Source organism: Paraburkholderia sp. RL18-101-BIB-B, assembly GCF_046026985.1.
Lineage (GTDB): Bacteria > Pseudomonadota > Gammaproteobacteria > Burkholderiales > Burkholderiaceae > Paraburkholderia.
On the sequence record NZ_JARESV010000075.1, the window covers coordinates 1 to 21,349 of the forward strand.

The window sequence follows — 21,349 nt, forward strand, 5'->3', positions numbered from 1 at the left end:
GCCGTTGCCGTTCGCCGAGTTGCCCGAGATGTCGGCTGCGCCGTTGCCCGAGATGTCGATCGAACCGTTGTCGCCTTCGATCACACCCGAACCATTGGTCGAGCCGCCGCTGATGTTGACCGTGCCGTTGTCCGTCACGTTCACGTCACCGTCGATGACTGCACCGTTGCCGTTCGTCGAGTTGCCCGAGATGTCAGCTGCGCCATTGCCCGAGATGTCGATCGAACCGTTGTCGCCTTCGACCACACCCGAACCATTGGTCGAGTTGCCGCTGATGTTGATCGTGCCGTTGTCCGTCACGTTCACGTCACCGTCGATCACCGCGCCGTTGCCGTTCGTCGAGTTGCCCGAGATGTCAGCTGCGCCATTGCCCGAGATGTCGATCGAACCGTTGTCGCCTTCGATCACGCCCGAACCGTTGGTCGAGTTGCCGGAGATATCGGTCGAACCGTTCCCGCTCGTGTCGATCGAGCCGTTGATGTCCGTGCCGTTACCGTTGGTCGAATCACCGGAGATGTTGGTCGTGCCGTTGTCGGTGGTGTTGATCGAACCGTTCGGATCGACGATCACGCCCGAGCCGTTGGTCGAGTTGCCGCTGATATCGGTCGAACCGTTACCCGACGTGTTGATCGAGCCGTTGTCCACCACACCCGAACCGTTGGCCGAATCACCGGAGATGTTGGTCGTGCCGTTATCGGTCGTGTTGATCGAACCGTTCGGATCGACGATCACGCCCGAACCGTTGGTCGAGTTGCCGTCGATATCGGTCGAACCGTTACCCGACGTGTTGATCGAGCCGTTGATGTCCGTGCCGTTACCGTTGGTCGACCCACCCGAGATGTCGGCTGCGCCGTTGCCCGAAATGTTGATCGAACCGTTGTCGCCTTCTATCACGCCCGAACCGTTGATCGTGTTGCCGCCGATGTTGATCGTGCCGTTATCCGTCACGTTCACATCACCGTCGATCACCGCACCGTTGCCGTTCGTCGAGTTGCCCGAGATGTTGGCTGCGCCATTACCCGAGATGTTGATCGAACCGTTGGCGCCTTCGATCACGCCCGAGCCATTGGTCGAGTTGCCAGTGACGTCGATGCTGCCATTTCCGTTGACACTGACGTTCGGCAAATCAACACCGCTGCCGTTGGTCGATTGCCCTTCAATCGAAATAGATGCGTTGTCCGCAGCAACGGCACGGGTCCCATTGATACTGGGATTTTCAATCCCTGCGCCGTCGGTTGAGGTTCCGATTATTGTGACCGCCCCATTGCCCGTCGCATTCAGATTCGGGATGTAGACGCCGCCCTGAGTTCCACCGTGACCTTCAATGGTCAGGCTGCCGTTGTCCGTAACGTTGTAAGTCGTGGGATATCCCTTGGAACCCGAAACATAGCCCGCCTCTCCGCCATTGCCGCTTAGATCTGCCGAAGCGTTATTCTGGATGTTCCAGTTACTACGATCAACCATTCCTGTGGAAGTGTTAGAGGTGCCTTGGATGTCGACGGAAGCCTGATTGGTGAGATTGAATGCTGCCGGGCCATAACCGATATCACCGATGATGGTTCCATTTGCGTCCTTGTTGGTCCACGCAGCGATTTCCGTCCCGATTCCGCTGTCGGATGTACCGTCCACGTGCAACGCAGAGTTATCCGAGAAGTTATAGCTTCCTGCGATATAGGCGCCCGCACCGTTCGTGCTTGTACCAGCCACGTCCAGCGATGCGTTGCCCGTCACGTTGCCCGTCAAACTCAGCGACGCCCCCGTGCCGTTCGTGCTCGTGCCCTCAACACTCAAGCGCTATTGCCAGACACGCCTCCCATTGCCGATATGGATGCCCCCGTGCCGTTCGTGCTGGCGCCACCAATATGGATAGTCGCGTTGTCCGCAGTATTGAGGTAAGCCGGAGCGCCGTTGCTGTAGACCGAAACGCCCGTTCCATTAGAGCTGGTCCCGTTCAGGTTGACCTTTGCGTCACCCTGTGCGTTGATGTGGGTCGCATAGCCGAGAATGCCATAGCTCTGGGTGCTAGTGCCAACTACATTGATAGCCGCGGTATCCGAGACATTGAAACTGGTTGCGGCAACTGAATAATTTTCGGCACCCATGGAGACACCGGTGCCGTTCGAACTGCTTCCGGTCAGATTGAGTGTGGCATTGTTCAGTACACCGACGTTAACCTGGCCGTAAGCCGGACCTGCGAATTGAATGCCGCTACCCAAATTGGATGTGCCAAAGACATTCGTACTGCCACCGGTCAACGTCAGGCCCGAATTTTTGTCGAAATAAACGCCGTTGCCTGAGTTTGACGAACCAGTCACGGTCAGCGTGCCGTTGCCAACCTCCGTAAAGTTGCCCACGAACATCACGCCTTGGCCCGTGTTGGCGAGACCCGTAATCGAACCGCCGCCGACATTGTTCACGGTGCCGCCAAATGCCAGGCCGTTGCCGGAGCTTTGACCGGTCACATCGGCATAAGCAGTCAGGTTGCCGCCATTGAGGTCGATGGTGCCGCTCTGCTGCCATAGCGTGCCATTGTGGCCACCCATGGCCGCCGTCAGATTCAGGTTCAGCGCATTCGACGTCGACGTGATGTTGCCGTTCAGCGTGATGCTGCCGTTGGCTGCCAGCGTCAGGTTCGCCGCTGCGCCTGCCGTCTTCGTGATGTTGGCGCCCGCCTGCTGCACGATGTTGCCCGTCGCCGTGCCCGCGCTCGCCGTCGTGATCGTCACGTCCGTGCCCGCGTTCAGCGCGTTGCTGATCGTTGTGTTCTTTACCGTCGCTGTGTTGCCCGTGCCGCTGAATCCGCCCGTCACGTTGCCCGTATAGCCCGCGTCCGCACCCGTGCTGATCGTCACGTCCGTCGGGTCGATCAGCCACTGGCCGGCCTTGCCTTCCGCTGCCGCCGCGCTCACTGCGCCTTCCACGTCAAGGTCATGACCCGACGTCTCGACGAAGCCACCATTGCCGTGCGCCGAGTCCGCCTTGATCGTCGCGCCCACATCCACCTGCGTGTAGTTCGCGAAGTTCACGCCGTCCCGCAGCATCGTTTGCGCCTGCGTGCCCGCGAGCTGATGCAGGCTGTCGCCGCCCATGATCACCTTGCCGCCAGCCGCATCGCCGCTCACATCCACCGATGCATTGCCGAACACGCCCACGCGGTCGCCCGACAGCACCACCGTGCCGCCCACGCCACCTGCCGCCTTGTTCGACGCATCGATCTTGCCCGTCACCGCCACGTCGCCCGTCGCGCCTGCATCGGCCACCACCGTGCCCGCGCGCGTCACGCCCGAGAGGTTCACCACCGTGTTGAGCAGCGTGTCCTTGCCGCGTGCCGTCAGCAGCACCGAGCCATTGTTGGCGAGGATGTTGCCGCTGTTTTCCACCAGCGCGTTCGCCGACGCATTCGTCAGCGTCAGCATGATGCCTTGGCCATTGGGCAGCGCGACCGTCGCGCTGTCGCCCGCGGCGAGCGCCACCTGGCCGCCCGGCGCCGTCGTGATCGTGCCGCTGTTGCGAGCCTGGTCGCCCATCATGACCACGTAGCCTTGCGCCTGGATGGAACCGTCGTTGACTACGCTTGCGTTCGTGCCCGTGGACTTCAGTGCCAGCGGGTTGCCGGCCATGAAGGCGTTCGAGTCGATCGACTTCGTCGTCGCCAGCAGCGAACCGACGTTCACCACCGCGCCCTTGCTGAAAAGCACGCCGTTCGCGTTCTGGATCAGCACTTGACCGTTGGCCAGCAACGAACCTTGAATGTTCGACGCCACGCCGCCCACCACGCGGTTCAACGCCTGTGCCTGTGCGTTCGGCTGATTGAACTGGACCGTGTTGTCCTTCGCCACGTTGAACGAGTTCCAGTCGATCACGGTACGCTGCGTACCCTGATTGATGGTCATCGTGGTCGGATTGGTCTGCGAGATGCTCGCCTGACCCGATATCACCTGGCCATTGGTCGGCAGCGACTGCGCCTGGCTCAGGGAAGGGTGAAATACCAGCAGCGCCAGTGCCGTGGTGGTCATTGTCGAAATGACGCCCAGTTCGCGGCCGGTTACGCCGGCTGCGGAGCTTTCGCCGGCCTGTTTGCCTTGGCTCGCCACATTCTCTGCAACAGCGACCAGCATGCCGAGACGTTTGCTAAATACCCGGCGAAATCGATTCTTGTTCATGAATACTCACAGTAAAAATTAAAAACACGACAACCACGTTTGCGGCCCGACATCGAGCGAAGCGTGGCTAGGGCCGTCGTGCTTTGCTAATGTTCGATTTGCAGAATATGAGACGAGAGAAGCAGACGGAATCAGACAAGGACTAAAACTCCTCAGGGACGCGCGGGCATTTCAGACAAAGGAGACGAGAGATTTGAGTGCAGAGAATTTGTGCAACTGTCACGGCGACAGCGCTGTCGGCAGTCGAGAGATGAAGAGCTGTAGACGTCCGTTACGCAAGACGAGCGGACAATAGGAATGTGCTTCACTGTAGGCCGCGAAATGGCAGCGTTGACGCTTGCTAAGCAGCGGACATTTGTGGCGAAACTATTGCGCCATGTTCGGAAAAGTCTTAATCGAAGCAGCGATAAATCGCGCCTTAAATTGAGCATCGGTGTGCGGGATGCAATCAAGAACTCAAGTCAAAACGGCGAATCTGCGTTGAGCGCCCAAACGCAGTGACGCAATGCACGCCGCGCATTCCTGCCATCCGGCGAGCGACGTCACATCAGCCGATCCGGATTCAGATAAATAGATGCGAACTCGCCTGACCAAGAGTGACCAGCGGGTTGCAAAGGATGAGCCGCCCGCTACGGGCAGCGCGTCACGATCGCGTCGACGAATTGAGTCATCGTGATCAGATTTTCTGACGGCCGCACGATCTGGTGCGGCCACCAGTTGCATAGGCGTTTTGCGGCAGGCCAATCGCTTACCGCCCTTCACCAATCAACTTCGCAAGCGCCGTGCTGCAGTCGAGCATTGTTGAGCCGCCGCGCAGGAGCGCCGCGTTGCCGACTTCAGCGCGGCGTGGAAACGTGCTGAAACGTGTTTGCAGTGCGTCTCAGTGTGCAGTCGCAGCAACGGCTACATCGGCCGCACGCCTTGCCGACTTACGCGTCGCGGTCACGCTTCGTGCAACGCTCGCATCGTCCTTCTTGGTTTCCTTCCCCGCTTTCGCAAGAAGTTTCGCCGCAGCACTTGCCGTAATTCGGCGATGAGCGATGCCACGCGCATCGAGCGCAATCACCTGGTACAGTTCGCGGTCGCATTCCACTTCCCGCTCATACTCCTCGCATGTCTCGACCAGCAACTCGAGTAGCAACTTGCCGGCTACGCCGCTCGTGATTCGTCAATGCAGGATTCCTATATATCGAGGTCGCAAGTGTAGCCAGTCTGTTGAGTTGAGTCAGTTGCCGTTCGCACGAGCCGAATGCCGACAGAGCGAGTTTTTCGTACTGCAAGGCATCGACTGGCGGGCGTGAGGCAGGTTGATTTTTGATGGACTTGCTCATGGTGCGATCTCCCTAAGACTGACATGGATCGCCCGACACTCGCTTGCAAGGAGGGTGAGCGGGCATGTAGCGGGTTAGCAGACCGGGCCAAAAACAAACCGGCGAGCCTCGCGGCTCCCCGCCACCGCCCGCCCATTGAAATATAGACGTGCAGAGACAGACGCACGCCCCGCGCGAGCGGGTGTGCGGTTTCTGACGCAGGCTGTCAAACCTGACCACCGGCTGCTGCCAGTGGTTCGGAAATTATAAATCAGGCCGCGGGGCATCGGCCGTCCCAATATAGGCTGGCAACCCAAGCTAGCCATTCGGCCTAAGACGATGCGTCCCGCGCCAGCGCGGACAACAAAAAAGGCAGTTTGCCGAATCCGGCAAACTGCCTTTTTCCAAATCGAAGCCTACAACAACCTGCACTCAACCAACGCACGCGAGTATCTTAGAACGGCTTAATCACCACCAACGCCACCGCCGCCAGCATCCCCAACACCGGCAGCTCATTAAACATCCGATACCACTTATCCGAGCGACGATTCCGGCCGCGCTCGAAGGTCCGCAGCAGCACGCCGCAATAAGCGTGATAGATGATCAGCAGCACCACCACGCCAACCTTCGCGTGAATCCACCCCTGCCCGCGCCCGATGCCGATCACCAGCCACAACCACAACCCGCACGCCAGCGCCGGCACCGCGATGAACGTCATGAAGCGAAACAGCTTGCGCGCCATCGTCAGTAGACGCGCCGTCGCCGCGGGTTCCGTTTCCATCGCCAGATTGACGAAGATGCGCGGCAAATAGAACAGGCCGGCGAACCATGAAGCAATCAGAACGATGTGAAACGTCTTTACCCAAAGCATCAGCGGTCCTCTCGTTTATTGCCGGCCTTCACCGTGGCCCAGCACGACGTACTTGAGCGACGTCAGCCCTTCCAGACCCACCGGTCCACGCGCATGCAGCTTGTCGTTCGAAATGCCGATTTCCGCGCCGAGGCCGAATTCGAAACCATCGGCGAAACGGGTCGACGCGTTGACCATCACGCTCGCCGAATCCACTTCGCGCAAGAAGCGCATGGCGCGATCGTGGTCTTCCGTGACGATCGCGTCGGTGTGCTGCGAGCTGTACGTGTTGATGTGATCGATCGCCGCATCGAGGCCGTCGACCACCTTGATCGCCAGCACCGGCGCGAGATATTCGGTGCGCCAGTCTTCTTCGGTGGCATCGACGAGCGGTCCCACGCCCGCATCCGCCAGCACGGCGCGCGCCGCCGCGTCCACTCGCAGCTCGACTTGCTTGTCGCGATACAGCTTGCCCAACGGCGGCAACACTTCGGCTGCAATGCCGCGCGCGACCAGCAGCGTTTCCATCGTGTTGCAGGTGCCGTAGCGGTGCGTCTTGGCGTTGTCGCAGACAGTCAGCGCCTTGGCCAGATCCGCGCGGTCGTCCACGTAGACGTGGCAGATGCCGTCGAGGTGCTTGATCATCGGCACGCGCGCTTCGTTCATCAGGCGCTCGATCAGGCTCTTGCCGCCGCGCGGCACGATCACGTCGACGAATTCGGTCATCGTGATCAGCTTGCCGACAGCCGCACGGTCCGAGGTGGCCACCACTTGCACGGCATCTTGCGGCAAACCGGCCGCTTCCAGCCCTTCACCGATCAGCTTCGCCAACGCCGTATTGCATTCGAGCGCTTCCGAACCGCCGCGCAGAATCGTCGCGTTGCCCGACTTCAGGCACAGTGCAGCGGCGTCGATCGTCACGTTCGGACGCGATTCGTAGATGATGCCGATCACGCCCAGCGGCACGCGCATCTGACCGACCTGAATGCCGCTCGGCCGGTACTTCAAATTGCTGATCTCGCCGATCGGATCGGCCAGCGCAGCGACTTGCCGCAAACCTTCGACCATCGTCTTCAGCGCTTTATCCGACAGCGTCAAACGATCGATGAACGCGGCATCGTGACCCTTCTCGCGAGCCCGCGCGACGTCGCGCGCGTTGGCTTCTTTCAGCAGCGCGGCATCGCGTTCGATTGCCTGCGCAACGGCCGCGAGCGCGGCATTTTTCGCCGCCGTCGACGCCCGTGCCATCGCCCGCGAAGCTTGGCGGGCGCGGCGGCCGAGGTCGGTCATGTACTGGTCGATATCCATGGTGATTCTCGTGGTGCCGCGCACGTCGACGTGCGGCGGACAGGCAGAATTGGCGAAAGATGAAGCGATTGTAAGTCGGGTGAAGGCGCTTTGCTTGCGGCGCCGGCCAGTGCAATCCTTGTAGCCTAGGCCGCCACATGCCGGACGTCGCACGCTTGAGCGCTACTCGAAGCGCTAGCGGCAGCGGCTAGGCGCTCGCCCGGCAGGCTTGCCGTTGTGGCTCAGGCCGGCCTTCGAGCAGGCGCCGCTGCCGCGCTTCGAGGTCGTGGCGGCGGCACCGGCGCCGTTTTCGGCGAAGCCACCGTCATGGCCAACTCGAACAGGCCATCCCACGGATCGGGCGGCGGATCGTTGCGATGATTGCCGGGCGTGCCGCCCGACAAACCCTTCACCTGACGATCGAGCCGCGCCGCCAGCGCCAGCGCTTTTTCCAGCGCACCTTCGCTCACGCGCGACAACGCCGGTCCAATCAGCCGCTCGCGCGGCCCCCACACGCGGTTTTCGCGCACCAGCATCGCCAGCGGCTTGCCGGCCGCGACGCCGCGCTTGATCCGCAGCAGCGTGCGCACTTCTTCGACCACGGCCCACAGCACCAGCACCGCGGCCTCGCCTTCGCCGCGCAGTCCGTCGAGCATGCGCGACAAGCGGCCGACGTCGCCGGCCAGCATCGCTTCGTTCAGCTTGAAAACGTCGTAACGCGCGACGTTGAGCACAGCGTCCTGAACCTGTTCGAAGCTGAGCGGCCCAGACGGATACAGCAAGCCGAGCTTCTGAATTTCCTGATGCGCGGCGAGCAGATTGCCTTCCACGCGCTCGGCGATGAACGCCAACGCACGCCGCCCTTCTTCGCCGGCGGCAACTCGCTGGCCCTGCGCGGCGAGCCGTTGGCCGACCCAATTCGGCAACTGCGCGCGCTCGACCGGATCGATCTTCAGCGCGACGCCCGCGTCGGATAAAGCCGTGAACCACGCCGACTTCTGCGTGGCCGCGTCGAGCCGCGGCAGCGTGATCATGGTGAGCACGTCGTCATTGACGGCAGCAGCGAGCGCTTTCAGCGCGTCCGCGCCTTCCTTGCCGGGTTTGCCCGATGGAATACGCAACTCGACCAGTTGACGGTCGCCGAACAGCGACATCGACTGGCTCGCGCCCAGCAGCGAACTCCAGTCGAACCCGCGCTCGACCGTGAACACCGAGCGGTCGGTGAAGCCGGCCGCGCGCGCCGCGGCGCGAATGCGGTCGCATGCTTCCTGCGCGAGCAGGTGCTCGTCGCCGTACACGACGTACAGTCCGGCGAGTCCCTTGGCGAGATGCGCTTCGAGCGCGTCAAGTCGCAGTTGCATGGCTACCGATCGGCGAGGTTGAACAGGTACGGCACATTGAACAAAGTGAACGGAATACGACGCTCACAGCGGCGGCGGCGGTAGCGGCGCGCGCGGCGCAACCGACGGCACTTCCTGGCCCGGCGCCGGATGCATCGAGCGCACGACGCCCAGACGGCGCGTGAGCTGGTCGATCGCGTCGTTTTCCATATCGGCGAAGAGAATCTCGCTTTCGGCTGATTTCGCTTGCGAGAACTGGTCGCTATAGGTCATCGCGCGGTTCAACGCGATCACGCTCGGCGGAATCAGCAGCGTGCCGTCCTTGGCGATCAGCGAATAGTTCATGTTGAGATTCAATTGATACTCTTCGACTGCGCCCAGCGAGTTCAGCGTCAGCGTGCTGGTGCCGCGGCCTTCCGTGATCTGCAACGTGGCGTCGGCATTCGCGACCGAAGTGACCACGACCGTGTCGCTGCCGCCTTGCACGATACGCGTCAAGCGCGCGGCCGCCGCCGGCGAACCGCCGGCGATAAAGAGGCGTTTGAATGCGTAGTCCTGCTGGCCGCGCAGCTGGAAGCCGCAGGCGGACAACATCAGCACGCTGCAAGCCAGCGTCAAAAACGATCTGCGAGTCACATTGGCTCCTGGTTCGCAGTAGATTCCCCAGCACGGACAAGCGCCGCCGCGCGCGGCGGCGTCCTGCCTGCTGTCATGTCTTCGTCGAAACTCACACGACCACGTTCACGAGGCGCCCTGGCACCACGACGATCTTCTTCGGCGCCTTGCCTTCGCTGAACTTCGCGACCATCTCGTGCGCGGCGGCGAGGTGCTCGATCGCTTCACGCGAGGCATCTTTCGCCACCGTGAGCGCGCCGCGCACCTTGCCGTTCACCTGCAGCACGAGTTCGATCTCGGACTGCTCCAGCGCCTTCTCGTCGACCTTCGGCCACGGCGCGTCGAGCAGCGAGCCGAGTTCGTCGGCGTAACCGAGTTCCTGCCACAGCTGGAACGTGAGGTGCGGCACGACCGGATACAGCACGCGCAGCATCACGCTATACGTTTCGCGCAACACGGCCGGGCGGGCGCCCTTCGCGCTGTCGAGCGCGTTGAGCATCTTCATGGCGGCCGACACCACCGTGTTGTACTGCAAACGCTGGTAGTCGAAGTCGGCCTGCTTCAGCACGCTGTAGATCTCGCGGCGCAGCGCCTTTTCGACGTCGTTGAGTTGAGCGGCGTCGAACGTGCCGCCCTGGCGTAACGCAGCTTCGTTCGTCTGACTGAAGTTCCACACGCGGCGCAGGAAGCGGCTCGCGCCTTCCACACCCGAGCCGGACCATTCGAGCGACTGCTCGGGCGGCGCGGCGAACATCACGAACAGACGCGCGGTGTCCGCGCCGTGCTGATCGATCAGCAATTGCGGATCGACGCCGTTGTTCTTCGACTTCGACATTTTCTCGACGCCGCCGAGCACCACCGGCTGGCCGTCCGCATTCAGGAGGGCGCCGACCGGGCGGCCCTTGTCGTCGAACGAAACGGTCACGTCGGCCGGGTTGTACCAGGTCTTCTTGCCCGCTTCGTTTTCACGGTAGTAGGTTTCGTTGAGCACCATGCCCTGCGTCAGCAGATTTTTGGCCGGCTCGCCGAACTTGACCAGACCGAGATCGCGCATCACCTTCGCCCAGAACCGCGAGTACAAGAGGTGCAGAATCGCGTGCTCGATGCCGCCGATGTACTGGTCCATCGGCGCCCAGTAGTCGGTGCGCTCGTCGACCATGGTCTTCGCATCCGGCGACGCATAGCGGTAGAAGTACCACGACGAATCGACGAAGGTGTCCATGGTGTCGGTTTCGCGCTTGGCCGCGCCGCCGCAGGTCGGGCAGGTGCAGTTCACGAACGCTTCCGACTTGGCGAGCGGATTGCCGGTGCCGTCCGGCACGAGGTCTTCCGGCAGCACCACCGGCAGATCTTTTTCCGGCACCGGCACGTCGCCGCACGTCGGGCAATGGATGATCGGAATCGGCGTGCCCCAATAGCGCTGACGCGACACGCCCCAGTCACGCAGACGCCACGTGATCTGCTTGTCGCCGAGACCGAGTTCCTTCAAATCCGCGGCGATCTGGTCCACCGCTGCCTCATAGCCGAGGCCGTCGTACTTGCCGCTGTTGATCAGCGTGCCCGTTTTGTCGCCATACCATTCTTGCCAGGCGTCGGTCGAGTATTCCTTGCCTTGAACGGCGACCACCTGCTTGATCGGCAGATCGTATTTCTTCACGAACGCGAAGTCGCGCTCGTCGTGCGCCGGCACGCCCATCACGGCGCCTTCGCCGTAGCTCATCAGCACGTAGTTGCCGATCCACACTTCGACCTGTTCCTGCGTCAGCGGATGCGTGACGTAGAAGCCGGTGGCCATGCCCTTCTTTTCCATGGTCGCGACGTCGGCTTCAGCAACGCCGCCGCGCTTGCATTCCTCGATGAAAGCCTGCAACTCCGGCTTGTCTTTCGCGAGGCGCGTGGCGAGCGGATGCTCAGCGGCGATCGCGCAGAAGGTGACGCCCATGATCGTGTCGGCGCGCGTGGTGAACACGCGCAGCAGCTTCTGTTCGCCGTCGATCTCGTACGGGAAGCCGAAGTTCACGCCGAAACTCTTGCCGATCCAGTTCTGCTGCATGATCTTGACGCGCTCGGGCCAGCCGAGGCCTTCGAGGTCGTTCAGCAGTTCGTCCGCGTACTGCGTGATGCGCATGTAGTACATCGGGATTTCGCGCTTTTCGACCAGCGCGCCCGAACGCCAGCCGCGGCCGTCGATCACCTGCTCGTTGGCGAGCACGGTTTGATCGACCGGATCCCAGTTGACGGTGCCGGTTTTCTTGTACGCGATGCCCTTTTCCAGCATCTTCAGGAACAGCCACTGGTTCCACTTGTAGTAGTCCGGGCTGCAGGTGGCGACTTCACGCGACCAGTCGATTGCGAGGCCCATCGACTGCATCTGCTTCTTCATGTAAGCGATGTTGTCGTAGGTCCACTTGGCCGGCGGCACGTTGTTGGCCATCGCGGCGTTTTCCGCCGGCATGCCGAACGCGTCCCAACCCATCGGCATCAGCACGTTGTAGCCGTTCATCCGCAGATAGCGGTACATCACGTCGTTGATCGTGTAGTTGCGCACGTGACCCATGTGCAGCTTGCCCGACGGGTACGGCAGCATCGAGACGCAATAGAACTTGGGCTTGTCGGTGACTTCCGTCGACTTGTACGCGTCGATGGCGCGCCATTGCCCTTGCGCGGCGGATTCGACGTCGGAGGGAACGTATTTTTCGTGCATGGTGTGATGGGATCGCTGGGTCGGTGCTTTCGCACCGGCCGCTTTGGTGCTCTGCTGGATGAAATGGCGTCGTTTCCCCTTCGGCGGGGGAAAGGGCTGATTATACCGTCCGCGGACGGGTACGCCGCGCGGCGTGCCGCATGGGTTTGACCGCGTCGCGCGGGAGCGAGCCCGCGGGTTCGCAGTCCCGGCGAGATGGCGTGTCGAACTGGCCCCCTCGCGGACCGCGGCAACGGCGCTATGGCGCCTTTGGAGTTGCGGCTGCCGGCGGCGGCGGGTCCGTCACGAAACCGATCCGCTCGAGCCCGCTCTGCTGCGCCGCGCCCATGACCTGCGCGATCACCTCGTAGCGCGTGGAGCGCTCGGCGCGTAGCTGGATCTCCGGCTGGTCGCTCTGCTTGCCCGCTTGCGCGAAGCGCGCGCGCATCTGCTCGAGCGTGATCACACTGCCGTCCCAGTACAGCTCGCCGGCGGCGTCGATGGAAAGGGAAATGGTTTGCGGCGTCTGGCGCGCGGGCGCGGCCGCGACTCTCGGCAAATCGAGCCGGATCGCGTGCGTGAATAAAGGCGCGGTAATGATAAAAATCACCAGCAGCACCAGCATCACGTCGATCAGCGGCGTCATGTTGATTTCGGCCATGGGCGCGGCCGTCTGCTTTTTCTCGAGTCCGCCGAATGCCATATCGCCTCCTTCTGTCCGAGCGGCGCGCTTAGTGAGTCGAGGCCTGCTGAGCCCGCGCCGGCGCCTGCATGTGACCCTGCTCCGCCGGCGCGCAGACGTAGGCGTGCAGGTCGTGCGCGAAGCCGTCGAGGTCTTCCGTCAACTGCCGCACCATCCGCCCGAGCACGTTGTAGGCAAGCACGGCCGGAATCGCGACTACGAGGCCGAATGCGGTCATGATGAGCGCCTCGCCGACCGGCCCGGCGACGTTTTCAATCTGCGCCTGACCGCTCGCAGCAATGCTGCCGAGCGCGTGATAGATGCCCCACACGGTGCCGAGCAGGCCGACGAATGGCGCCGTGCTGCCCACCGAGGCCAGAAGCACCTGACCGAATTCGAGCCGTCGCTGCGACGCGTTGAGCGCCTGACGCAGCGCCCGCAACACCCGCTCGCCGCGTTCGACGCGCGCGAGCAGCGCGCCCGGAATATCCACTTCAGACGCATGCAGCGCCGCTTCCGCCAGCGGCGTGAAGACGCGCTCGCGGTCCGCGCGCTTTAACGCCGCGACGCCTTCGGCCAGCGTGGGCGCCTGCCAGAACTGGGCAAGCGCGCGCGGCGCCTGACGTTTGGCGCGCATGAGGATCCAGCTTTTGACGATCAGAAAGCACCAGCTCGCAATCGACATGGCCAGCAGCACGTACGCGACGCCATGCGTGATCGCATCGCTGGTTTGCAGGTAATGGATGATGCCGCTGCTGCCTGCCATCTGACCTCGCCGTGGAGTAGTGATTTCAGGGGCGCGAACACGTGGAGCGATGCCCCTTCGGTTCGCTCAGGACGAGCTCAACGCAGACCGAGCACGTCCTGCATGTCGAAGAAGCCAGTTGCGTGGCCTTCGAGGAAACGCACAGCACGAAGCGCGCCTTGCGCGTACGAGAGACGGCTCGCCGATTTGTGCGTGATTTCGATGCGCTCGCCGATGCCCGCGAACAGCACCGTATGGTCCCCGACGATATCGCCGCCGCGAATCGCCGAAAAACCTATCGTGGACGGGTCGCGCTCGCCGGTCACGCCTTCGCGGCTGTACACCGCGCAGTCGTCGAGATTGCGGCCGAGCGCATTGGCGATCACTTCGCCCATGGTCAACGCCGTGCCGGACGGCGCGTCCACCTTGTGACGATGATGCGCCTCGATGATTTCGATGTCGTAGCCGGTCGCGAAATGCTTGGCCGCGAATTCGAGCAGCTTCAGCGTGACGTTCACGCCCACGCTCATGTTCGACGAGAACATGATGGCGATCTTGTCCGCCGCGGCGCGCAGTTGCGCCTTCTGCTCGTTGTCGAAGCCGGTCGTGCCGATCACCATTTTCACGTTGTGACGCTGCGCCGCTTCGAGATGCATCAGCGTGCCTTCGAGGCGCGTGAAGTCGATCAGGTAGTCCGATTCGGCGAACACGCGCTCGACGTCGTCGGTCAGCACGACGCCCGTCTGTTTGCCCAGAAACGCGCCGGCGTCCTGACCGAGTTGCGGGGAGCCCGCGCGGTCGAGCGCGCCGGACAGCGTGGCGCCGGAATCGTTAAGGACTGTTTCGATGAGCATGCGGCCCATACGGCCCGATGCGCCAGCAATGGCAATTTTCATGGCTACGAGGGTTCGAAAGGCAAAACCCGGCAAAGGCGGGTAAAAGCGGCGGCGGGCAGCACACCCAGGCGCCGCGCATGACTGAAAAAACGAAGAACCGGACGGACGCTTTGCACGGTGCGGTTGCCCGCGCGCAGCGACCGTCTTAAGACACGGACAGCGCGATTAGCCGCCCGTTCCCGAAGCCGGAGAAGAGGTCAGCGGCGCGTTGTGCGCCGGGCTGCTGTTGCTGCTCTGCGGGCCCGTCGGTCCAACCGGATTGCTGTTGTCCGTACCCGGATTTTGCGGCGGCGGCGGACGGTGGAACTGGAACTGCGGCTGACCCGCGGCCGTCGGGCCTTGCTGCGGGATGCCGCCGCCGTTGGCGGTCGGCGCGCTCGGCACACTCGGACGCGCATTGGGCGACAACTGCACTGCATTGGTCGCACGATTGGCGGCTTGCGCGGCTTCCGCGTTGGCGTCCGTGGACGGGACACCCGCCGCGGCAGCGCCGGCCACGGATGGCGAAAGCACGGTGTCCGGCGTGGTCGGCACGGCTGCAGCCGCCGGCGCGCTCGCGCCGCTGGCACCGCTCGCCACGGCCGCTGCCGCCTTCTTCTTGCCCGACTTGTCGCCGTCGATTTCAGCCAGCAACTCGAGGTTGGACGGCAGATCGTCGCCGCCCGACCAGCTGGCGACGCGGTCGCCCGCGAATATGACCACGAAGTCGCGCTGCTGCACGACGTTAGTCGAGCCGCGCTTGAAATAGAACACGTAGTCCCAGCGATCGGCGTGGAACATGTCGGTCAGGAGCGGCGTGCCGAGCAGTTGCTTGACCTGCGCGCGGGAGAGGCCGACCTGCATCTGTGCTGCCGCTTCTTTCGAGACGAAATTGCCTTGCACCACTGTAATCCGGTACGGCGTGATGCTTTGGGCAACACGCTGCGTCAGGCTGTCGTAAGTGGAACATCCGGCAAGAACCGCGACAGTCGCAACAGCGATCAAGGTACCCCGCATGCGGCTCCCCCGGTAGATCAATTGAGATTTTGAAATCATTTCACTCACCGTGCGGGCCCGCTGACGAGCCGCGCGAGTTTCATTCCATCGAAGATGACCAGAACGGCAAAAACACATTACTATGAGAGCCCAGCATTGTACTCTAGGGATCCCTTGTCATGACCAATCCAACCGATCTCAAGAATATCGGGCTCAAGGCGACCCTTCCGCGCCTCAAAATCCTTGAGATTTTTCAGCACAGCCCGGTGCGCCACCTGACGGCCGAAGACGTGTACCGCAACCTGCTGCACGAAGAACTCGATATCGGTCTTGCAACCGTGTATCGCGTGCTGACGCAATTCGAGCAGGCGGGCCTGCTCTCGCGCAGCAATTTCGAGTCGGGTAAGGCGGTGTTCGAACTGAACGAAGGGTCACACCACGACCACCTCGTGTGCCTCGATTGCGGGCTCGTCGAAGAATTTTTCGACTCCGAAATCGAGAGCCGCCAGCAGTCCATCGCGAAAGAACGCGGCTTCAAGCTGCAAGAACACGCTTTGGCGCTGTACGGCGCCTGCACGAAGGAGAATTGCCCGCATCGCAAGCATTGATGCGGTGCCGGCCGCGCTGGGGTGCGCGATCAGGTGGCCAAAAAAAGACCCGGCCGATGCGAATCGGCCGGGTCTTTTTTCGTCTGCAACGTTGCTTTTTGCCGGAAACGTTACGACCCTATTCCACCAGCTCGGCGCTGGCTTCGAACGTCAGCCGCCACGACTCCGCCAATGACAATTCGTCGCAATTAGGCTGCTCGCCGCCACGATCGACCACCACGAAATCGCTCACCCGATCGAGCGCGAGCAACGGGTGGTGCCAGACGCCTTTCGCGTAGTTCACGCCCTGCCACGCGTCGGTCCAGAAGGCGCGCATCTGCGCCGGATCGAACTCGCCAGCCGGCGCGACGACCACCAGATAGCGGCCGGCGGTTAAGGGAATGAAAGCCTGGCTGCCGAGCGGATGCCGCTCCATCATCGTGATCTCGACCGGCAGCGCGCGCGGCTGCGCGCGAAACAGGTTGATCAGCGGCCGGCCGCCGTTCTCCGTCACATCGACACTGGCCAGGTCGTGATAGCGCTCGGTCGTGCCGCCGTTGATGGCGAAATGACGCGCGCCGTCCAGCTCGATGACGTCGCCGAACGGCGCGAAAGCCGCGCGCGTGAGCCGTTCCATCTGCAATGTCTTCATCGACGACTCCGTTATGCGATTTCGCCCCACAGGCGCAGGCGCGACACGCCGCCGTCCGGAAAGATATTGAAACGAACATGCGTGACCGGGCCGAGCGACGCGAGGTCATCCGCGAAGGTGTGGACGTGGTCCATCTGCAGTTTCTGTTCGCCGAGCAGCACCGGCCAGAACATCGCCTGCGTAACGAGCGAATCGTCCGTGCCGCCCGTCACCGACGCGGCTTGCAGCGAGCAGCGGTCCGGGAAGTTGCCCTTGAAGTGCGCCGTATCCACTTCGATCTTGCGGATCACGCCCGGCCGCGCCAACGCGACGATCGCCCAATCGTTGCCCGGCTCGCGACGGCGCCGGGTTTCCCAGCCGTCGCCCATGTTGACGCCGCGGCCGGGCATCAGCATCTGCGAAGCCGGCCCGAAGTGCTGGTTGTTCGCCGCGACCAGATAGGCGCCGTTTTCGATCGCAGCCAGATCCAGCAGCGTGCCGCGCTCCACGCGCTCCCAATCGCGCTTCGGCTGGCCGTACACGCGCAAACGCGCGAGGCCGCCGTCCGGGTACAGATTCACACGCAGATGGGTGAACGCGCGCGCGTCGTTCACGTCGACGTAGTGGTGCTGATTGCCCTGCAGCGTGGTGGCCGGTACGAGCGTTTGCCAGTCGGCGCTATCGGGCGGCACTTCGCCATCCACGTAGCAGGCGTCGATCGACGCCGCCGGCGGGAAGTTGCCGGTGAAGTGGCTCGTGTCCAGATCCACGCCGTGCACGACGCCCGGATGCGCGAGGCGGATCACGCAGGAGTCGTGGCCGGTGGTGCGCTTGCGGCGGGTTTCCCAGCCGTCCATCCACTTGCCGTGGTCGTCGTATTTGCCGGGGATGAACACCGCCGGCTGCGGCTCCAGCATGCGTTCTTTCGGCGCGAAGAATTCGTCGCTGGCAAAGAGCGCCTTCGCGCCCAGGCGCGGGTCGGCGAGATTCATGTAGCGACGGGTGAAAGCGGGAGCGTTGGGGTCGAGGATCGGATTGGCCATAGTCTCTAGTCTCGGTCAGGCAGCGAAAAAGTGAAGGAGGGCCGGCGTTCTTGGAATCTGCCGGCGCTGGAAGCGCGCTGCATTGGCGCGCGGATCTGGATACGGTTTCTCAGGTTCAGACGGCGTGAGCGTGTTCGCCGGCGGCAGGCTCGGCGTCGTCACCGGCCGGCACGAAGCGCAACGCTGCATCGCGGTTCAGTACGCGGTGGGCGCGCGCCCGGTCGATATCGTTTTCCCACACGGCGACCACCACCGTCGCCACGCAGTTGCCGATCAGGTTGGTCAGCGCGCGGGCAATGCCGACGAACCAGTCGACCGGCAGGATCAGCACGAGGCCGAGCACGGGGATCGCCGGAATCGCGGACAGCGTGGCGGCCAGAATCACGATGGCCGAGCCGGGAATGCCGTGCGCGCCCTTCGACGTCACCAGCGACACCAGCACCACCACGATCAGGTCATGCATGGACAGCGGCGTGTTGGTGGCCTGCGCGATGAAGATAACCGCGAGAGTGAGATAGATGGAGAACCCGTCGAGATTGAACGAATAGCCAGTCGGAATGACGAGGCCGACGGTCGAATCTTTGACGCCCATCCATTCGAGCTTGCGCATGATCTGCGGCAGCACGGCGTCCGATGAAGCGGTGCCGAGCACGATCGACAGTTCTTCGCGCAGATAGCGAATCAGCTTGAAGATGCTGAAGCCGGCCAGACGCATGACGACGCCCAGCACGACGGCCACGAACACGAAGCAGCTCACGTAGAACACGAGCACCAGCATGCCGAGCTGCTTGAGCGATTCGACGCCGTACGTGCCGGTGGTAAACGCGATCGCCCCGAGCACGCCGAGCGGCGCGAGCTTGATGATGAAACCCATCACGCGGAAAAACACTTGCGAGAGTTCGTCGATCAGGTTGCTCACCCGCTGCGCCTTATTGCCGAGCAGCGACAGCGCCGAGCCGAACAGCACCGAAAACACGAGAATCTGCAGGATGTCGCCGGTGGCGAACGCATTGATCGCCGTGTCGGGGATGATCTTCAGCAGAAAGCCGGCGGTGTCCTTGAGGCTCTTTGCATGCTCGGTGTAGGTCGAGAGCGAGGCGGGATCCAGCGAGTGCAGATCGATGTTCATGCCGACACCGGGGCGCGTGACGTACGCCAGGATCGCGCCGATCACGAGCGCGATCGTCGTCATAACCTCGAAGTAGATCACGGCCTTCAGGCCGACCCGCCCCACTTTGCGCAAGTCGCCGGCATGCGCCATGCCACTGACCACCACACAAAAGACGATGGGCCCGATCACCATCTTGATCAGCTTGAGAAAGCCGTCGCCGAGCGGGCGTAGCGATTGGGCGAAATGCGGGAAGACGGCACCGATTACGATGCCCGCCACCAGCGCTATGACGACCCGGCCAAACAGCGAATTGAAAAATTTCAACACGGCTTCCTCCTGGTTGCGATTCACATCTGTTCAGACTGGTCCGACCAGTACTGTTATCTCGAATAGTAGGAAGCCGATATACTGACGTCAAGGATTCATAGAACAGTGTTTACCCGCTGTTTTTCAAGCGGTTTCGGGTCGGATCGGCAGCGGCGAGCGGCAAGCCGTACGAGCGTTCAGACCGCGTATTACAATGCTGGTCAGACCGCGCTTTCAAGTGAGCCAACGATGAAAAACGTGCCGCATACCGTTACCGATGCCGCCATCGCGACCATCCGCGAACGGATCGAAGCGGGCGCCTATCCCGTGGGCAGTTTGCTGCCGGCCCAGCGTCAACTCTCCGAAGAACTCGCGATCAGCCGGGCGTCGTTGCGCGAAGCGCTCTCCACGCTCGAGGCGCTCGGTCTGCTGGTGATCAGGCCCGGCAAGGGTGTGTACGTGGAAAGCGCGCAGGCCTCGGCCGCGCAAGCGTGGCGCTTCGCGGAGCAGTCGTCGCTGCCGGACACCTATCAGATGCGCTTCGCGCTGGAAGGTTTTATCGCGCGCATGGCGGCGCTGGCGGTCAGCGATTCCGACCTTGCCTGGTTCGAAGAGAACATCACAGCCATGCAAACGGCGCTCGCCTGCGACGAACTCGACGAAGCCGCTCGCCTCGACTACGACTTCCACATGCGGATCGTCAACATTGCCGGCAACGCGGCGATCGAGTCGATTCTGAGCAGCAGCGCGGAGATCATGAAGGAAAGCCAGCGCATGCCGTTCTATCGGCGCGAACTGGTGCTGTCCACCTACAACGAACATCGCGTGATTCTGGACGCGCTCAAGGCGCGCGATTCCGCCGCGGCCGGCAAAGCCATCGAGACGCATATCTCGAACGCCGCGCAGCGCGCCGGCGTCTATTTCCCGACGCCGCACGCGTAAAAAAAGCCGCTCCGAAGAGCGGCTTTTTTAATCCTGCCGCCGGCTCGAAGCCGGCATTGCAGGTCATGGCACGAAGACTTACTTCGCGTTGGCGAGCGCCACGGCCGTGTCCAGCATGCGGTTCGAGAAGCCCCACTCGTTGTCGTACCAGCTCGACACCTTCACCAGACGGCCCGACACCTTGGTCAGCGTGGCGTCGAACGTCGACGAAGCCGGGTTGTGGTTGAAGTCGATCGACACCAGCGGTGCGTCGTTGTAGCCGAGGATGCCCTTCAGCGAACCTTCCGACGCTTCCTTCATGATCGCGTTGACTTCTTCGACCGTCGTGTCGCGTGCAGCGATGAACGACAGGTCGACGACCGACACGTTGATCGTCGGAACACGAATCGCGTAGCCGTCCAGCTTGCCGTTCAGTTCCGGCAGCACCAGACCGACCGCCGAAGCCGCGCCGGTCTTGGTCGGGATCTGGCTGTGCGTGGCCGAGCGCGCGCGGCGCAGGTCCTCGTGGTACACGTCCGTCAGAACCTGGTCGTTCGTGTACGCGTGGATCGTGGTCATCAGACCGTTCACCAGACCGATCTTGTCGTTCAGCGGCTTGACGAGCGGCGCGAGGCAGTTCGTCGTGCACGATGCGTTCGAGATCACCGTGTCCGAGGCCTTCAGCACGTTGTGATTCACGCCGTAGACGATCGTGGCGTCGACGTCTTTACCGCCCGGCGCCGAGATGATCACCTTCTTCGCGCCGCCCTTGATGTGCGCGCTGGCCTTTTCCTTGGTCGTGAAAAAGCCCGTGCATTCCAGCACGACGTCGACGTTCAGCTCGCCCCACGGCAGTTCAGCCGGGTTGCGGTTGGCCAGCACGCGGATCTTGTCGCCGTTGACCACCAGGTAGTCGCCGTCCACCGACACTTCGCCCGGGAATTTGCCGTGCGCCGTGTCGTATTGCGTCAGGTGAGCGTTCGTCTTGGCATCGCCAAGATCGTTGATGGCGACGATTTCGATATCGTGCTTCTTGCCGTTTTCATAGAAGGCGCGCAGCGTGTTGCGGCCGATCCGGCCGTAGCCGTTGATTGCGACGCGAATCGTCATGGTCTATCTCCTGAGGGCTGAAAAAATACGTCCAGGTTCGTCTGACTGACCGCGTTGCCGCGCGTTCGCACGTAAGCGGCAACGCTTGATCGAA

At 62.5% G+C, this 21,349-nt stretch carries 17 protein-coding genes and 2 pseudogenes; 2 read left to right on the forward strand and 17 right to left on the reverse strand.

Going from position 1 to position 21,349, the window contains the following annotated elements; genetic code table 11:
- The 13 genes and pseudogenes from P0D73_RS43130 to P0D73_RS43190 form a co-directional block, all read right to left on the reverse strand.
- Positions 1–1,791, reverse strand: a 1,791-nt coding sequence (locus P0D73_RS43130) for a beta strand repeat-containing protein (RefSeq protein WP_408435891.1), incomplete at its 3' end; no start/stop codon positions are given.
- Entirely contained in the window at positions 1,788–4,163 is a 2,376-nt protein-coding gene (locus tag P0D73_RS43135) for a beta strand repeat-containing protein (RefSeq protein ID WP_408435893.1), read from the reverse strand. The genes P0D73_RS43135 and P0D73_RS43130, both read right to left, overlap by 4 nt.
- A gap of 638 nt (positions 4,164–4,801) precedes the next feature.
- Positions 4,802–4,995, reverse strand: a pseudogene (locus P0D73_RS43140) (gamma-glutamyl-phosphate reductase); the annotation flags it as partial.
- A 48-nt stretch (positions 4,996–5,043) separates the two neighbouring features.
- Positions 5,044–5,494: pseudogene (locus tag P0D73_RS43145) on the reverse strand (hypothetical protein).
- A 433-nt stretch (positions 5,495–5,927) separates the two neighbouring features.
- A complete protein-coding gene (locus P0D73_RS43150; RefSeq protein WP_408435895.1) occupies positions 5,928–6,344 on the reverse strand; it encodes a CopD family protein in 417 nt (138 codons plus the stop codon).
- Positions 6,345–6,359: 15 nt separating this feature from the next.
- Entirely contained in the window at positions 6,360–7,631 is a 1,272-nt protein-coding gene (locus P0D73_RS43155; protein ID WP_408435897.1) for a glutamate-5-semialdehyde dehydrogenase, read from the reverse strand.
- A gap of 221 nt (positions 7,632–7,852) precedes the next feature.
- Complete coding sequence (holA, locus tag P0D73_RS43160) at positions 7,853–8,971, reverse strand: DNA polymerase III subunit delta (RefSeq protein ID WP_408435899.1); 1,119 nt, start codon at positions 8,969–8,971, stop codon at positions 7,853–7,855.
- 63 nt (positions 8,972–9,034) lie between these two features.
- Positions 9,035–9,586, reverse strand: a complete 552-nt coding sequence (locus P0D73_RS43165) for an LPS-assembly lipoprotein LptE (protein ID WP_408247727.1) — start codon at positions 9,584–9,586, stop codon at positions 9,035–9,037.
- A 91-nt stretch (positions 9,587–9,677) separates the two neighbouring features.
- The gene (leuS, locus tag P0D73_RS43170; RefSeq protein WP_408435901.1) at positions 9,678–12,269 is read right to left on the reverse strand and encodes a leucine--tRNA ligase; all 2,592 of its coding nucleotides are present in this window, start codon (positions 12,267–12,269) and stop codon (positions 9,678–9,680) included.
- A 238-nt stretch (positions 12,270–12,507) separates the two neighbouring features.
- Positions 12,508–12,951 (reverse strand): ExbD/TolR family protein, encoded by a 444-nt coding sequence (locus tag P0D73_RS43175; protein WP_408320232.1) that lies wholly within the window; start codon positions 12,949–12,951, stop codon positions 12,508–12,510.
- Positions 12,952–12,979: 28 nt separating this feature from the next.
- Positions 12,980–13,696: a MotA/TolQ/ExbB proton channel family protein gene (locus P0D73_RS43180; protein WP_408435903.1), complete on the reverse strand. Its 717-nt coding sequence runs from the start codon at positions 13,694–13,696 to the stop codon at positions 12,980–12,982.
- A gap of 77 nt (positions 13,697–13,773) precedes the next feature.
- A complete protein-coding gene (gene dapB, locus P0D73_RS43185) occupies positions 13,774–14,571 on the reverse strand; it encodes a 4-hydroxy-tetrahydrodipicolinate reductase (RefSeq protein WP_408435905.1) in 798 nt (265 codons plus the stop codon).
- Between the two features lie 165 nt (positions 14,572–14,736).
- Positions 14,737–15,567: an outer membrane protein assembly factor BamE gene (locus tag P0D73_RS43190; RefSeq protein WP_132376807.1), complete on the reverse strand. Its 831-nt coding sequence runs from the start codon at positions 15,565–15,567 to the stop codon at positions 14,737–14,739.
- Between the two features lie 158 nt (positions 15,568–15,725).
- Between P0D73_RS43190 and fur the strand changes: the two genes are divergently transcribed.
- Positions 15,726–16,154 carry a ferric iron uptake transcriptional regulator gene (fur, locus tag P0D73_RS43195; protein WP_012434340.1) on the forward strand — a complete coding sequence of 143 codons (429 nt, stop codon included), beginning with the start codon at positions 15,726–15,728 and terminating at the stop codon, positions 16,152–16,154.
- A 118-nt stretch (positions 16,155–16,272) separates the two neighbouring features.
- Here the strand turns inward: fur and P0D73_RS43200 are convergent, their stop codons facing one another.
- From P0D73_RS43200 to P0D73_RS43210, 3 genes are all read right to left on the reverse strand, one after another.
- Positions 16,273–16,785, reverse strand: coding sequence for an ureidoglycolate lyase (locus P0D73_RS43200; protein WP_408435907.1), 513 nt, complete (start codon positions 16,783–16,785; stop codon positions 16,273–16,275).
- A gap of 11 nt (positions 16,786–16,796) precedes the next feature.
- Complete coding sequence (gene alc / locus P0D73_RS43205) at positions 16,797–17,807, reverse strand: allantoicase (protein WP_408182858.1); 1,011 nt, start codon at positions 17,805–17,807, stop codon at positions 16,797–16,799.
- Between the two features lie 115 nt (positions 17,808–17,922).
- Complete coding sequence (locus tag P0D73_RS43210) at positions 17,923–19,245, reverse strand: C4-dicarboxylate transporter DctA (RefSeq protein ID WP_342960638.1); 1,323 nt, start codon at positions 19,243–19,245, stop codon at positions 17,923–17,925.
- 228 nt (positions 19,246–19,473) lie between these two features.
- On the opposite strand from P0D73_RS43210, the gene P0D73_RS43215 reads away from it, so the two are divergent.
- A complete protein-coding gene (locus P0D73_RS43215) occupies positions 19,474–20,166 on the forward strand; it encodes a FadR/GntR family transcriptional regulator (RefSeq protein ID WP_132373061.1) in 693 nt (230 codons plus the stop codon).
- Positions 20,167–20,244: 78 nt separating this feature from the next.
- Here P0D73_RS43215 and gap read toward each other — a convergent pair whose 3' ends face one another.
- Complete coding sequence (gap, locus tag P0D73_RS43220; RefSeq protein ID WP_408182856.1) at positions 20,245–21,255, reverse strand: type I glyceraldehyde-3-phosphate dehydrogenase; 1,011 nt, start codon at positions 21,253–21,255, stop codon at positions 20,245–20,247.
- Between the last annotated feature and the right edge of the window lie 94 nt (positions 21,256–21,349).

Bases quoted from the DNA above. Each gene is read 5' to 3' on its own strand.
- P0D73_RS43190 (WP_132376807.1), bottom strand. From the start codon at position 15,567: ATGCGGGGTACCTTGATCGCTGTTGCGACTGTCGCGGTTCTTGCCGGA.
- P0D73_RS43175 (WP_408320232.1), bottom strand. From the start codon at position 12,951: ATGGCATTCGGCGGACTCGAGAAAAAGCAGACGGCCGCGCCCATGGCC.
- dapB (WP_408435905.1), bottom strand. From the start codon at position 14,571: ATGAAAATTGCCATTGCTGGCGCATCGGGCCGTATGGGCCGCATGCTC.
- holA (WP_408435899.1), bottom strand. From the start codon at position 8,971: ATGCAACTGCGACTTGACGCGCTCGAAGCGCATCTCGCCAAGGGACTC.
- gap (WP_408182856.1), bottom strand. From the start codon at position 21,255: ATGACGATTCGCGTCGCAATCAACGGCTACGGCCGGATCGGCCGCAAC.
- P0D73_RS43150 (WP_408435895.1), bottom strand. From the start codon at position 6,344: ATGCTTTGGGTAAAGACGTTTCACATCGTTCTGATTGCTTCATGGTTC.
- leuS (WP_408435901.1), bottom strand. From the start codon at position 12,269: ATGCACGAAAAATACGTTCCCTCCGACGTCGAATCCGCCGCGCAAGGG.
- P0D73_RS43135 (WP_408435893.1), bottom strand. From the start codon at position 4,163: ATGAACAAGAATCGATTTCGCCGGGTATTTAGCAAACGTCTCGGCATG.
- P0D73_RS43180 (WP_408435903.1), bottom strand. From the start codon at position 13,696: ATGGCAGGCAGCAGCGGCATCATCCATTACCTGCAAACCAGCGATGCG.
- fur (WP_012434340.1), top strand. From the start codon at position 15,726: ATGACCAATCCAACCGATCTCAAGAATATCGGGCTCAAGGCGACCCTT.
- P0D73_RS43155 (WP_408435897.1), bottom strand. From the start codon at position 7,631: ATGGATATCGACCAGTACATGACCGACCTCGGCCGCCGCGCCCGCCAA.
- alc (WP_408182858.1), bottom strand. From the start codon at position 17,807: ATGGCCAATCCGATCCTCGACCCCAACGCTCCCGCTTTCACCCGTCGC.
- P0D73_RS43200 (WP_408435907.1), bottom strand. From the start codon at position 16,785: ATGAAGACATTGCAGATGGAACGGCTCACGCGCGCGGCTTTCGCGCCG.
- P0D73_RS43215 (WP_132373061.1), top strand. From the start codon at position 19,474: ATGAAAAACGTGCCGCATACCGTTACCGATGCCGCCATCGCGACCATC.